Here is a 13,114-nt window from a genome sequence, read left to right on the forward strand (position 1 = left end):
AAGGCAACACCGAACGAGGCATATGGACCTGGAAACGAACTCAAGAAAGCGGCCTGATCAACAACCCGGATATACCTTAGCAAGGCCGGAAAACTGTGCAGGAAAACAGGACCACCTCAGACCACCTCAACGTCGGAAGGTACATCAGCTCCCTAACAAGATTAATGCTGAAGCGAGACGTCGCACTTGGCCAATGACGCAGCCGGCTCGTCTTTCAAGACCTGCTGGATCATGAATGTTGGAGAGGGGCTCGCATCAGAATGAGAACGCCATTGGGAGAGCACGCAGTTGCTTGAACAACCGCGTGCTGACCTAATCATCTGAACGGGCTGTTGCCCGAAAACGAAGAAGCAGAAAATCCGCGCGGCGGGAGGACACCGCGCGGATTCCATTGCGAAGCCCTAGAAGTTAACCCAGAGCTTCAGGTTCACCCGGCGGGGTTGCCCGGGGAACAGCGACAGGAAGTTCGCAGTAATCGTCTCCTGTTCGGTGAGATTCGTTCCACGCAATTCCATGCCCCACTCACCCGACTCATGGATATAGCCGACAGAGAGATCAACGTAGTTCTCTTCCGGGGCTCTGGACGTGTTCAGCGTCGAGACATAGTAGGGCTCATTGTGACGGTAAGCCAAAGTGGAACGAATATTCCCTCCAATCGCAGGCACTGCCTGGTCATAGGTAATGCCACCTGCAAGCTGGAAATCAGGTGTGCGAACCGGCTCGGTGTCGGTTGTCACCTGAAGGTTATCCGGAACACCTGGTGTTTCGACAACAGATGCATATTTGGCATCCATAATCGCGCCATTGAGAAAGCCAGAAAGGTTATTGTTGAAGATGTATGCCGTCTCGAACTCAATTCCTTTTGACTCAAGTGTACCTGCGTTGCGCGCGAGGCTGACAATCGCCGTTTCGCCGGGAAGGATCACACCAGAGGTGACCTGAAGATCTTCCGTTTCGCTATAGTACAGGTTGCCGTTGAGGCGCAGACGATGATTCAAGAGCTCGGTTTTGGCTCCGAGTTCATAGGACCAGGTCTTTTCCGGATCGAAAGGCAGGACCAGACGTGGTGAAGAGGCGTTGCCGTTCCAACCGCCAGATTTGAAACCATTTGTCGCCGAAGCGAAGAACATCAGGTCATCTGTGGGCGAATAGGACAGTGCCACACGCGGTGTCACGCGAAACTCTTCAAGCTCCTCGGGGATACCTGCAGCGACGAGGTCCGCGTTCGTGAAGCCCATACCGGCAACACGTGCCGAACCAAGGAAAGCAAGGTTCTTCTTCTCATAAGTATAGCGCGCACCGAGCGAAAGCGTCAGCTTGTCGATGAGGTCGTAGTCGCCCTGCAGGTAAAATGCAGCTGTTTCTACGTCGTGCTTGAAGCGATTGGACGACAGCTGGACATAACCGTCAGCAGTTGAATTTCCGACGAACGCGTTCGCGTCATAATCTGTCGATTCATTCAAATAGTAGAGACCCGCCACATAGCGCAGGCGTCCACCCATAAGGGAATCATCCCATTTGACCTCAACGGACCCCTGCTCATTACCTGTCTGATCCGCCAGGAGAAAGCCGCCATAGGGGCTTCCCGCGCTGCCGCTATACTGGTTGATGTAGCCGGAGTCGAAAGAACGGCGACCAAAAATCACTTCCAGAGAACCCGTATCGGTGGCCTCGAATGTGATCTTGCCGTTCAAGCCGAGAGTTTCCGTCAACGCACAGTTCCCTGCCGATTCTGTAAGCAGAATATCCACGACATCACCGTCGCAGTCGGTTTTGGGCAAGCCGTTGTAAGTATTGTAGAAGTCCGGGGTTGTCGTGGTTTCGAACTTGTCCGACGCCCCTGGCGCACCATAAACACCCAGATATGTGCCTGTGTCGGAGAAGTATTCTACAGCCAGGTCGACCGTTAGCCTGTCAGTGGGCAAAAGGCGCACGTCGCCGCGAAATCCGAAATTCTCTGCGCCATTCAGCGTATCGCCGGTGACTTTATCCTCGAGGAATCCATCATCGGTCAGATAGTAACCGGCTACTTTTGTCAGCACTGTATCCGACACAGGCATGTCAACGCTGCCTTTGACCAGATAGCGATCAAAGGAGCCGGCATTGACTTCAAATTTTCCGCCAAACTCATCGCCTGGCTTGGCCATGATGACATTGACTGCACCACCTGTGGTGTTGCGGCCAAACAGCGTTCCTTGTGGACCGCGCAAGACTTCTACGCGCTCAGTGTCGAGAAACGCATAATTGTTGGCATTCTGACGGGCGATGTAGATATCATCCACATACGATCCGACTGGCGGATCAAACGTGGCAACTGACTGAGAGTTACCCAGACCACGGATCCAGTACGAGTTTGCAGATGCCAATCCGGCATTGTGCGACGCAATCATGGACGGAACATATTGTGCCAGTTCCAAAGTATCCGTCAAATTGAGATCGTTGATGAGTTGCTCATCAAACGCGGTTACCGGCACCGGCACGTCCTGAAGACTCTCGGCCCGACGCTGCGCAGTGACTGTAATCGTAGGGAGCGTCGCTTGCTTGTCTTCGACGACACCCGCTTCCTCAGCATCCTGAGCCGATGCAGCTCCCGTCGCTGTCAGCACAGCAATACTCGCCGCCGTGCTCATGATTATATTCTTCAGGCTTATTCTCATCGCCCAATTCCCCTCTTTCAATTGCTCAATCGCACTCAGGCAAGCGTGAACCACCGCCGACTGACTATGACATTATGTCATATTAACATAACAATTAAACGCGCATGTAATGTCAAGAGCCGTTTATGAAAACGCGAGAAAAAGAGAAGCAGTATGACTTAATTGCATAACAATTTGTCAGATTTCGCGGCCGCAATGCCTCAAACTTGAGCAGGCCGGACATTTGCCTTGAAATCGGGATATCTCCCAAGCAGCAAAAGCAGTGCCCCACCCAAGATTACAGCCAATGTGCCCCCCGTCAGGGTCATCGTGTAATTACCAAGCGTGTCATAGAAGTGTCCGTACACGACAGGGCCCAGGCCACCACCGAATGCAATTACCGCATAGAAGCACCCATATATCAGACCGTACTGACGCAGCCCGAAATAGCGGCTGATAAGATAGGCGAGAAGATCGAATTCGAAACCTGCGCCAAACCCGATTCCCGCCACCGCGATAAACGCCATCGTCGAATCGACCTCCGGAAGTGAAAGGATATAACAACCAGCAGCCGGAATCAGAAGGATGAAGAAAGCACACAATGGCGCCCATGCCCGATCGAGCAACCACCCGCCCAAAAGACGACCGGCGATCACGGCCAGGCCAAAACTGGCTGTGATGGTTCCGATCTCTGCAAGCGCAAACCCTTGCGTGCGTAGTATGTTTTCCAAGTTCGGCGTCGGCGCAGTCAGCGCAAAGGCAATAAGCAGGAATGCCGTGGACATCACCCAGAAATTCTTCTGCCTGAGAACTTCTCTGAGCGTGTAGCCTGCCGCGATTTGCACGACCTCATCCACGGCGCCTTCATCGGGCAGCACAGCCGCATCTTCGGAGAATCGCCTCTCTCGGAGAAAGAGAAGTATGACCGGCAAGCCAACGACAATCGGCAGCATGCCGATCGCCACGAACGCCGTCCGCCAGCCAAATTCTCCGATGAGCCAAGCAGCGAATGGTTTGATTAGAAATCCCGTAATGCCCGTGCCGGCGCTTGCCAGCCCAAGCGCAAGCCCCCTGTTTTTGTCAAACCAGCCATTTACAACATAAGTCCAAGTTGCCGAGAGTGTGCCGGCACCCAGCACCGCCATCACAACCCATTGTGCATAAAAAATGGCAAGCGAGCCGTTATTGAGCGACAGGCTCATGAAGCAAAGTCCGAAACATGTCAGCGACACAGTCGCGACTTTTCGGGCACCGAAACGGTCGACCGCATAGCCTGCAAACGGGCTGACGATCATCACAACAATCGACTGGACGGCGATGCTTCCCATCAGCGAGGAGAAGCTCCACCCAAATGCTTCCGACAACTGCGGGGCAAACATCCCGATCGTGTAGAAGGGAATCGGACTTAGCCCGACCGAAACGCCAACCATGGCCGCGACAACGACAAGCCAGGCACGCACTGCATTGCGATCAAATGCGGGCAGAAAAGACACTTTTTTGAGAATGATATCACCGTTCAGACTAGACTCGCGGACTCAATTACCGCACCAATCGTTATATTCCTATAACATTTACACGTTGAGCAATAGCCTTGATCGAACTTGGGACAAAATTAGTGAGCATGCATACATGAAAGACACCGCCTTGAACGCGAGCGTGCAGTCTATTGACATCAAGCGCGCATTTGTCTGCTCCGGAACACAGCACGTGCATTATCGTGTTTGCGGATCCGGGCCAGCTGTTGTGATGCTTCACGACTCTCCCAGGTCATCCCGCCTTCATTTGCCAACCATGCAACAGCTTGCGCGCCATTTCACCGTCTTCGCACTCGATACACCAGGCTACGGTAACTCCGGCCCGATTTCAGTCGATCAGCCGGAGATTTCTGACTTTGCGGAAGCACTGCATGCTGTACTTCGCGCCCTAGGACTGGAAAACGCACCGCTCTATGCAACGCATACCAGTGCGAAGATTGCACTCGAATACGCAGCAAGTTTTGGCGGCCCGCCGCGTCTCATTCTGGACGGCCTGTCGATTCCAAAGGCGCCGACGCCTCCAGCCTTTATCCAGGCCTATATGCGCCCCTTCCGGAAAGATGATGCGGGTGGCTTCATTGCCAATGAGTGGACGCGCATTCGCGATATGCTGCGTTGGTTCCCATGGTTTGATCCCTGCGCCGGGAATCGAATGCAGCTGGAAGTCACGCCGGAATGGATCCAGGAATACACAATCGACCTGTTTGCCGCAGGACCGCACTATTCAGACGCTTATGCAGCCGCCATGCGTTATGATCCTCTATCCGCACTTAAACGGGTCTGCGCGCCAACGGTCGTCGGAGCACGCGCAGATGACGTTCTCTTTGAGAGCCTCCAGCGCGTTCCAACAGGCGACAATTCCAAACTTGCGACAGCCCCCCTGCCCGCGGACAAATCGGTTTGGCTAGACTGGCTCATTGCTGAATTCAAAAAAAGCCCGGACGTCGCGTTGACACGCCCAGACCAGAGTGCGGGTCCAAGCGGACGCCGCGTCTATGTGCAAGCATCAGAGGGTCAAATGTGCGTATATCAATATGGCGATCGTTCATCCGATACCGTCCTCGTGCTCGACACACCGACAATCGTTCAGGGACAACAATGGGCCAAGCAGCTTGAGTCGCGCTTTCATGTCATTCTTCCCGAATTGCCGGGCCTCGGTGAGTCCGATCCGCTGACAACTCCGTCAACTGACGCATTCGTTGAAGCGCTTGTCGCCGCGATTGACGCACTTGCAAATGGATCAGTAACGATCCTCGCGACCGGGTTGTCTGCTCCACTCGCCATAAGGCTGGCCGCAGATGCACCCGATCGGGTCAAGTCACTCATCATAGATGGCGGTATATCGCGATCAGCGTTTCCGGAAGCGCATCAGATCAGCGAGCTCACACCGCATTTTGAATTCAGCTATGCTGGTACTCATCTGCACGAGATCTGGCAAATGTTGAGAGATAGTCAGGCGAGTTGGCCTTGGCATGATCGCATTTGCGGCAGTCACAGAAAACTCCAACCATTGATGAACCATAAGGCCTTGTACGACAGCTTCTTGGGTATTCTCAAACAGCCTGAGCATTATGGAGATGCCATTGAAGTCTGCTTCAACCTGTCCTCCTCGCTACCTATACTACGAGAGACAGTCGATATCCTGTTCCTGAACCTCGAGGGTGATCCCGCATTTGCTGATGTCGAGAGCATAGCGAGCACCCTAAGCAACGCCGTCGTCCGCGAGCGCCCTAATTCCACGGATGAGGCCGTTTTAATCGTCCATGACTTCCTACAGGCGTCACAAGGCGCCCGCCTCCCAAATTTGCCCCCTCATCTGGAGACTTGAACCATGTCCCAATCGGATAATCCCGTGTCTGGCGACTTGAAACCGCCCGAATCTCCGAATTCGACTCCCGGCATTGTGTGGCCCCACCGTGGTTATGCCTGGTATGTCGTTGCCCTGCTGACACTGGCCTATGCCCTTGCCATCCTGGACCGGGTCTCAATCGCGCTTCTGATCGAACCTTTGGAAGCGTCTCTACACATAACCGATACCCAGTTCGGCCTCCTGCAAGGGATGGCATTCAGCTTGTTCTACAGTGTGCTGGGACTACCGATAGGCCTTCTATGCGACAGGAAAAAGCGGACGCCCATCCTCATCGCGGGGCTAGCCTTGTGGAGTCTCGCAACGATGGGCTGCTCCCTTGCATCGACATTCGAAGAACTTTTCATGGCCCGGATTCTCGTGGGTGTCGGCGAAGCTGCTCTGGTGCCCGCAGCCGCGTCGATCATCGCCGACCTCTTTCCCCCAACGAACCGCCCGAAAGCCTATGGAGTCTTCGTTTCTGGCAGTACTTTGGGCACTGCGGCGGCCTTTCTGTTCAGCGGGTTTTTCCTTCATCTGTCACATGATCTCATCGAAAACGTGCCTCACCTCGTGGGCGGCTTCCAAAGTTGGCAGCTGGTCTTCATCATGTGTGGGCTGCCGGGACTTGTGCTGGCACTACTCATGCTTGTCTCTATGCGAGAGCCCAAACGCCAAGGGGTCGATAGTCCCGTCACCGCGTTCAGCTTGAAGCCCATTCTCAAGATCTTTTCTCAGCAGCCGGTTGCATTTGGGACGTTGATAGGCGGGACGGTTCTGAACCTTGTCTGCGTCTACGCAATTATCGGATGGTTCCCTGCCATGTTTATCCGGACGCATGGTTGGCAAGCGGCCGATGCTGGACAGATGCTCGGACTTGTCGGGATGCCGGTCAGCCTGTTCGCCGCAGCAAATAGCGGGTGGGTAATTTCATGGCTGACTAAACGAGGGCACCTCGACGCCCCCATGTTGGCTGCTGCTGCCTGCGGTGTTTCTATGGTGGTCTTCGGTACGGCGACCAGTTTGGCGCCAACCGGTGCCCTTGCCCTCGTAGCATATGCGTTGAACGCGCTGTTCCTGAACTGGAACATCTCGGCAGTCTATTCAGGAGTTGCGCAAATATCTCCCAACCAACTTAGGGGACAGGTCATGGCTATTCATACGATCGCGTCGAGCCTTATTGCGATGACGGCCGGGAATTTCTTTGTTGGCTTTCTGACCGATACATTTTTCACCTCACCGCAGGGAATCTCCTACGCGCTCGCAATCGTCTTTCTGACGTGCGGAACTGGATCTACCATCACCCTTATGCTCGGTCGTCGTGCGTTCGCGAAGGCTGCCATGGCTAACGAAGAAAGGCTGCTGCCAAATGCATGACACCCAACATCCACCGGTTCAAAAGGCCTATCCGAACGGGACACTCGAAAGCGATCTTTTTGCTCTACTTGGCGAGAACGGTTTCCTCGCGGATGACGCAACCCGCACTTTAAATTCATCCGATTTGCTGGAAGAGGCAGGCCGATGCCGCGCAGTAATCCGGCCCGCGAACAAGCAAGAACTCGCCAAGGCGGTCACCCTGCTTTCGAATGCCAATGTCGCCATGGCTCCTCGCGGTGGAGGGCTGACCTATGTCCGCGGGTACACGATGCCCGAAAGTGGATTCGTCTCTGTCGACCTGAAGCGCATGAATAGGATCATCGAGATCAATGAGCGAGATTTGTATATTACAGTTGAGCCGGGGGTGACCTGGAGACAGATTTATCTTGCCCTGAAACCAAAGGGGTTGCGTCTCCCATTCTTCGGAACATTCTCTGGTCGAGGCGCAACTGTCGGTGGTGGATTGTCCAATGGCGCACTGTTTCTGGGGACCGCGCGATACGGCTCGGCCGCAGAGATCGTACTTGGCATGCAGGTTGTCACGGGTGAAGGCGCCCTTTTGAGAACCGGGCAACTTGCCGTCAAGAATGCCAAGTCCCCATTCTTCCGGACATTCGGTCCGGACATGACCGGCATATTTGTCCATGATGCAGGCGCACTCGGTATAAAGGCACAAGCAACCCTCCGGATGATCCGGGAACCCGCTGTCACCGATTTTCTCTCCTTTGGCTTTCGCGACCGATCATCAGCCGTCGAAGCTTTGTCAGAAATTGGCAGAAGTGAGGTGGCCGAAGAAGCCTATGTAATGGACCCGGACAAGACCCGGTCTGCACTGACCGCCGACACCGACCTCCTACGTGACGCAAAAATCTTGGCGAAGGTCGTTCGCCAGGAAAAGAACATCCTTCGGGGCATGGCGGCTGGCGCGAAACTCGCCGTATCGGGGCGTGGCATTGTGGAAGACGGATGTTTTTCAATGCATTTGGTGCTTTCCGGTCGAAGCCGACAAGCGGTCGAGCAGGATTTGGCAATGGCGCGCAAGATCGCTTTTTCTCTGAACGGTGAGGAGTTGCCGGATTCCATCCCGCGGGCGGGCCGGGCCGATCTTTTCCCTCCCCTGGATTCAGTTCTGGGGCCGGACGCTGATCGCTGGATCGCACTCAACGCCAAGGTTGCCCATAGCGAGGCATCGGGGCTCGTCGATGCCGTCGAGGCTTGTATTACACGGAATATGGACGGGTTTACGCAGCATGGGGTCACGGTTTCGCGGCTACTTACTGTGATCAGCAATCACGCCTTTAGCTATGAACCGGTTTTCAACTGGCGCGACGCGTGGTTACCCATGCACCGCGCAACACTTTCGGCAGATGCCCTAAAGAAGTTTAGCGAACCCGAACCTAACCTGCAGGCGCGTGAACTGGTCATGCATGTCCGGCAAGAAATTGTGGAAATATTTCGAGACTTTGGAGCCGCCTCGAACCAGATCGGACGCACTTATCCGTATGCCGAAGTCCTGCATCCGGAACCACGAAAGCTTCTTGGAGACATCAAGGACGCTGTTGACCCAAAGCACCTGATCAATCCCGGAGCACTCGGCCTCGAATAAGGAACAACAATGGCGCGCCCACATATAGAATTCGTACAAACCCAGAATGTAGATTGGAGTATTGGCGCCAACGGGCTGGCTGAAAAGGTACTCAATGCCGATCCGCAAAGTACTGACGCCACGCTGATCCTACGTTATCCGGCCGGATATAGCGCGCCCGCTCGAAACGACGCCATGCCCGCTGAAGAATACTTCGTGCTGGAGGGCAGTATCGCCATCGGGAGTCGAATTTGCGGACTGCACGCTTATGGGTTCTTGCCAGGAGGAGCCGATACGCCGGCGCGTGCGACGAAGGACGGCGCAACAGTTTTGATATTTCGGCACGCAGAGGGCGATACGAACAGCCTTGCCGACATCGCAGAACGCGTCGAGATCGACACGCCAAACATGCCTTGGGATGTATCGACATATGATCCAAAACTGAACCACTTGAGACTTGCGCGGAAGGTTCTACGCCTCGGACCGAATGACAGTTGCCGCACCTTTCTTCTGGCTGGCATGCCTCACGGCACTCCAGAAGACTCGGAACTCCCAGCCGAGACGCACGATCATTGCGAGGAAATGTTCATGATCAGCGGATCGATGTGGGCTCCGGAGGGTTTGATGCAACCGGGCGCCTATTTCTTTCGGCCCCCGAATATCGTCCACGGGCCCCATGTTTCCGAGTACGGCTTCTTCCAGATCATGCGCTCGCCAATGGCGAACAGGATTGTGACGCACTGGTCCGACGAGACGCGTCCGATTCCGATCGGCTCTGCCTATGCACCTATATTGCCTGAAGGCACGCCCGAGAGCTGGGCGCGCCCCTGGAGCCCTGCCCCCAACTTCTGATGCGAATATCTGGTTTCAAGAACCCTACAAGATAAAGGGCCACGTCACCGTGGCCCTTTATCATTAGAATTAAAGGCTATGAACGCTTGAGCTCGACAAGTTCATACCAGGTCATCATGTAGCCATCGACGCCACCCTTGAGGAAAATCGCATCCTCATCAGCTGTAACCCAGCAATGATAATCAGGATGTGATTCGCCATTCAAAGCGATCATGCCCCCACTTTCGTCTGTAAAGCGATAATGGTAGGCGTCGAAAGTTCCCGCTTTAACCGTCACCTGCTCCTCGCCCTCAAATACCAGCTCGATATTTGCTTCAGCGATCAATGGTGGAGATGCACCGCGGTGATCGGATGACGGAAGAAACGTCCGCAGCTTATGGGTGTGCAGCCCTTTCGATCTGTCGACCTTCTTGGTCATGTAGGCGTCACCCGCGATCGGGTGAGTACCAAACCCATCATAGTAACCGTTCACTGGCACTTTCTGCGAAATACGGCCAATCGACGGCCCGTAGCTTTCACACTCGATATGGTCATCAAGCATGCGAAACCAACCAGAGCCCATGAATTCATCGCCGACCGTGAGGCGCACGAAGCAGTCCATCGGATTATCGTGCTCGTCCACGCTGTACGTAACGTCGCGCAAGACGGTCGGATCAGGATCTTCAAGTTCACACCGTGCACGAAGTGTGCGCTTGCCATCGGCATGAACCGTGAACGTGAAAAACTCACGCCCTCGCTCCTGGCCTTCACGCCCCGGCTTGCGGGATGTGTAGAGAATCTTGCCTTCGATCGTTCTGTGTTTCACTAGACACTCCTTCAATTTTGATTCATGCGATTACAATGGTGTGGCAATGCCCAAATAACTGGCTGCAAGAACCAGTACCCAGATCATGAGCACTGCCGGTCTTGTCTTGGAAATCACCTTCGCGATGGCCTGATCCGTCTGTTGCGTGGGGCCATCGGCGACCATCCCGGCAATAGCGGTCCCGAGCGGGGCGAGCATGCGCCTTATGATCAGCCCCATGAAAATACAAATAGCCAACGCGATCATCTTGAGACCAATGAACATTGGAATATCCATTGACCCGGTCAGGCACGCAGCACCTGTTATCAGAAGGCCAATCAAAACCAGATAGCGAATTGAAAGGTCTAGCGTCTTGGTCCAGCCACCTCCCACTCCATGGCGCAAGTGGACCGCCCATGCCAATGCCAGCCAGACGATGGCAACCAGCCATATGCCGGCGACGAGCAAAGGAGAGGTATCCAGCCACGATTTGGCCACAGCTAGAGTAAACCCTGTCGGCAAGGCCAAAATGAGCGATGTGCGAGGCGCCATATCGACGTTATTCAAAATCTTCAGCGCCAGCATTCGCTCTGGCACCGAACGCTTCGGATCAACGAGAAAACTTGAGCCATAGAACGCCCCAAGATCGCCGCCTAGCCAGTAGACAGGTATGAGAATGTGCAAGAGCGTGAGGAGCGCAATCTCCATTCTACGCGTCTCCCTTGGCGGAAATAGGCGACCTGTTATAGAAGTCCGTCATGGCCCGCTTGCGCGACTTAGCAAAGTCGTCGGCATCAAATCGCGGAAGCGCGACAAATGCCTCACCCTCGAGGTTTTCCGCACTTTGCCGGGTCGTTTCGAATAGCGGGTCGTTTTCGCCTGCCATGATCATGGCAGGAACAGAGAGAAGTGGAAGTCGCTCCGATGCGCTCCAACGAAAAGCCGCTCTATAGTTCAGATGATAGGACTCATTGGCCTTCAGCACCTCAAGCACCCAGGCCCGAATATCATCAGCGCTACCGAGGCCATTGTCTCGGCGGCCGGCACGCGTTCGCTTGTACCAGGGGAAGAATAGATACTGGTCACGACAGAATTGGAAGATTTTGGCCAGGTATGCGCCTTCCAAGTCGGCTGGAAACGGGAACGCATAATTTGCCATCAGGTCGTCAAGCTCTTCTGGTGTCAGCACCATGACGCCATCAATGACCAGACTGTTCACTCTCTCCGGCGCGAGAATGGCAAGTTCCGCAGCAATCGTGCCGCCTGTGTGTGAACCATATACATCTACTTTCTCGAGCCCCATGATATCGAGAAACTTCAGCATCGCTTTTGCGAGGTCGACAATGTTCGGATTGTCCAGTCCCAGCGAATCGCTATCGCCATTTCCAGGTGTATCCGGAGCAATCACAAGCCGCGTATCGGCAAAGTCACCGATGATCTTTACCAACTGGCTCGAACTGCCAGGAGACGCATGAAGGAACAGAAGCGGTGCGCCCTTGCCAGCAGTGCGGTAATGTATTTGTCCTTGCGGCACGTCGACGAAACTGCGGCGTATTTTGAATTTTTCTGTCAAACTGAATGTCCCTGTTTTGAATGCTTGGCCAAAGGTCAACCGGCGCGTTCAATAACTTCAAGAAGAGCGCCATCAGGCGATTTCATTACGCCCGTTCGTCTTCCGTCGTAGATTGCGCCCTCACGTTTGACAGGAGCAAAGCCCCAATGGCCTTCCAGTCGCTCAAAATCGGGATGCTCGATCGTCGTGATTGCAACGCCAGGCGGCAATTCTCCGGGATACGTTTCCCTTGTCGTGGCCTGGGCCGGATACTGGTCCAGCTCCAAAAATACTTCGCCCTTCCATTTCACCGTAACGAGTTCCACTTTCTCATCCTTAGGCAGATTGAATGCCAGAGAGATCATCGAGTAGTGAATCGCAACTGGATCAATCATTTCGAAGCCAAACACAGTGTCGATCCATTTGATCGATTGAGGCAAATCACGGCATGCCAACACCATGATGAATGGCCGGTCGATGGGAGACGCAGGAACCGGAAGCCCGCTAGACGGACCATCGGCCTTGATTTCCGTAAGATAAATCACCTCATCATCAGGCCCACGCACTTGCATGGGCTTGACTGTGGGAAAGCCATCCAATGGCTTCGGCGCACCGATGATCTCGAAGGGAGAGCGCGCCATGCGTTCATTCACTTCTTCCACGTCCTGAACGCAAATTTCTGTCGCGGCCCAGCCAAATGTACGTATTGGTGCGTACGACTCCACTTTGCTGCCCTCGATCAGCCGGACAAAGACCTTTTGGCCGGAGGAAGGCTGCATCACGACATAGGGTTTTCCGGCACTGTTGGGCGCATCCCAACTAGCAGCGATATTTTCACTTACATCGCCACGCTCCACGACCAGATAATCAAACCACTCTTCATAAAGTTTGGCGGTGGCCGGAACATCCTGGACAATCAGCGTCGCACATTTCAGCAAAGTCATTCT

The 13,114-nt window shown here is 54.4% G+C and carries 10 protein-coding genes; 4 read left to right on the forward strand and 6 right to left on the reverse strand.

The annotated features are described in order from the left end of the window. Positions 1-401: 401 nt before the first annotated feature. Both AADA04_RS00255 and AADA04_RS00260 read right to left on the reverse strand, forming a co-directional pair. The gene (locus AADA04_RS00255; protein ID WP_340691219.1) at positions 402-2,630 is read right to left on the reverse strand and encodes a TonB-dependent receptor; all 2,229 of its coding nucleotides are present in this window, start codon (positions 2,628-2,630) and stop codon (positions 402-404) included. A gap of 227 nt (positions 2,631-2,857) precedes the next feature. Then, the gene (locus AADA04_RS00260) at positions 2,858-4,129 is read right to left on the reverse strand and encodes an MFS transporter (RefSeq protein ID WP_340691220.1); all 1,272 of its coding nucleotides are present in this window, start codon (positions 4,127-4,129) and stop codon (positions 2,858-2,860) included. A gap of 136 nt (positions 4,130-4,265) precedes the next feature. On the opposite strand from AADA04_RS00260, the gene AADA04_RS00265 reads away from it, so the two are divergent. Genes AADA04_RS00265 through AADA04_RS00280 form a run of 4 tightly spaced genes read left to right on the forward strand, consistent with a single transcriptional unit; the run spans position 4,266 to position 9,831 of the window. Beyond that, on the forward strand, positions 4,266-5,999 hold the full coding sequence (locus tag AADA04_RS00265; RefSeq protein ID WP_340691221.1) for an alpha/beta fold hydrolase: 1,734 nt from the start codon (positions 4,266-4,268) through the stop codon (positions 5,997-5,999). A gap of 3 nt (positions 6,000-6,002) precedes the next feature. After that, positions 6,003-7,394 (forward strand): MFS transporter, encoded by a 1,392-nt coding sequence (locus tag AADA04_RS00270; protein WP_340691222.1) that lies wholly within the window; start codon positions 6,003-6,005, stop codon positions 7,392-7,394. Beyond that, positions 7,387-9,000, forward strand: coding sequence for an FAD-binding oxidoreductase (locus AADA04_RS00275; RefSeq protein WP_340691223.1), 1,614 nt, complete (start codon positions 7,387-7,389; stop codon positions 8,998-9,000). The genes AADA04_RS00270 and AADA04_RS00275 overlap by 8 nt, the downstream gene beginning before the upstream one ends. Positions 9,001-9,009: 9 nt before the next feature. Then, the gene (locus AADA04_RS00280) at positions 9,010-9,831 is read left to right on the forward strand and encodes a hypothetical protein (protein WP_340691224.1); all 822 of its coding nucleotides are present in this window, start codon (positions 9,010-9,012) and stop codon (positions 9,829-9,831) included. Positions 9,832-9,907: 76 nt separating this feature from the next. Here AADA04_RS00280 and AADA04_RS00285 read toward each other — a convergent pair whose 3' ends face one another. From AADA04_RS00285 to AADA04_RS00300, 4 genes are read right to left on the reverse strand one after another with little or no spacing between them, the layout of a single operon-like run. Continuing rightward, positions 9,908-10,636 (reverse strand): hypothetical protein, encoded by a 729-nt coding sequence (locus AADA04_RS00285; RefSeq protein WP_340691225.1) that lies wholly within the window; start codon positions 10,634-10,636, stop codon positions 9,908-9,910. A gap of 30 nt (positions 10,637-10,666) precedes the next feature. After that, a complete protein-coding gene (locus AADA04_RS00290) occupies positions 10,667-11,323 on the reverse strand; it encodes a hypothetical protein (RefSeq protein WP_340691226.1) in 657 nt (218 codons plus the stop codon). A gap of 1 nt (position 11,324) precedes the next feature. Beyond that, complete coding sequence (locus AADA04_RS00295) at positions 11,325-12,188, reverse strand: alpha/beta hydrolase (RefSeq protein ID WP_340691227.1); 864 nt, start codon at positions 12,186-12,188, stop codon at positions 11,325-11,327. 35 nt (positions 12,189-12,223) lie between these two features. Next, complete coding sequence (locus AADA04_RS00300; RefSeq protein WP_340691228.1) at positions 12,224-13,111, reverse strand: VOC family protein; 888 nt, start codon at positions 13,109-13,111, stop codon at positions 12,224-12,226. Positions 13,112-13,114: the final 3 nt, after the last annotated feature.

It is taken from the genome of Hyphomonas sp. (assembly GCF_037969335.1).
Classification (GTDB): Bacteria; Pseudomonadota; Alphaproteobacteria; order Caulobacterales; family Hyphomonadaceae; genus Hyphomonas.

Coding starts and splice junctions, on each gene's coding strand:
- AADA04_RS00265 (WP_340691221.1), top strand. CDS start 4,266: ATGAAAGACACCGCCTTGAACGCGAGCGTGCAGTCTATTGACATCAAG.
- AADA04_RS00255 (WP_340691219.1), bottom strand. CDS start 2,630: ATGAGCACGGCGGCGAGTATTGCTGTGCTGACAGCGACGGGAGCTGCA.
- AADA04_RS00280 (WP_340691224.1), top strand. CDS start 9,010: ATGGCGCGCCCACATATAGAATTCGTACAAACCCAGAATGTAGATTGG.
- AADA04_RS00275 (WP_340691223.1), top strand. CDS start 7,387: ATGCATGACACCCAACATCCACCGGTTCAAAAGGCCTATCCGAACGGG.
- AADA04_RS00300 (WP_340691228.1), bottom strand. CDS start 13,111: ATGACTTTGCTGAAATGTGCGACGCTGATTGTCCAGGATGTTCCGGCC.
- AADA04_RS00270 (WP_340691222.1), top strand. CDS start 6,003: ATGTCCCAATCGGATAATCCCGTGTCTGGCGACTTGAAACCGCCCGAA.
- AADA04_RS00290 (WP_340691226.1), bottom strand. CDS start 11,323: ATGGAGATTGCGCTCCTCACGCTCTTGCACATTCTCATACCTGTCTAC.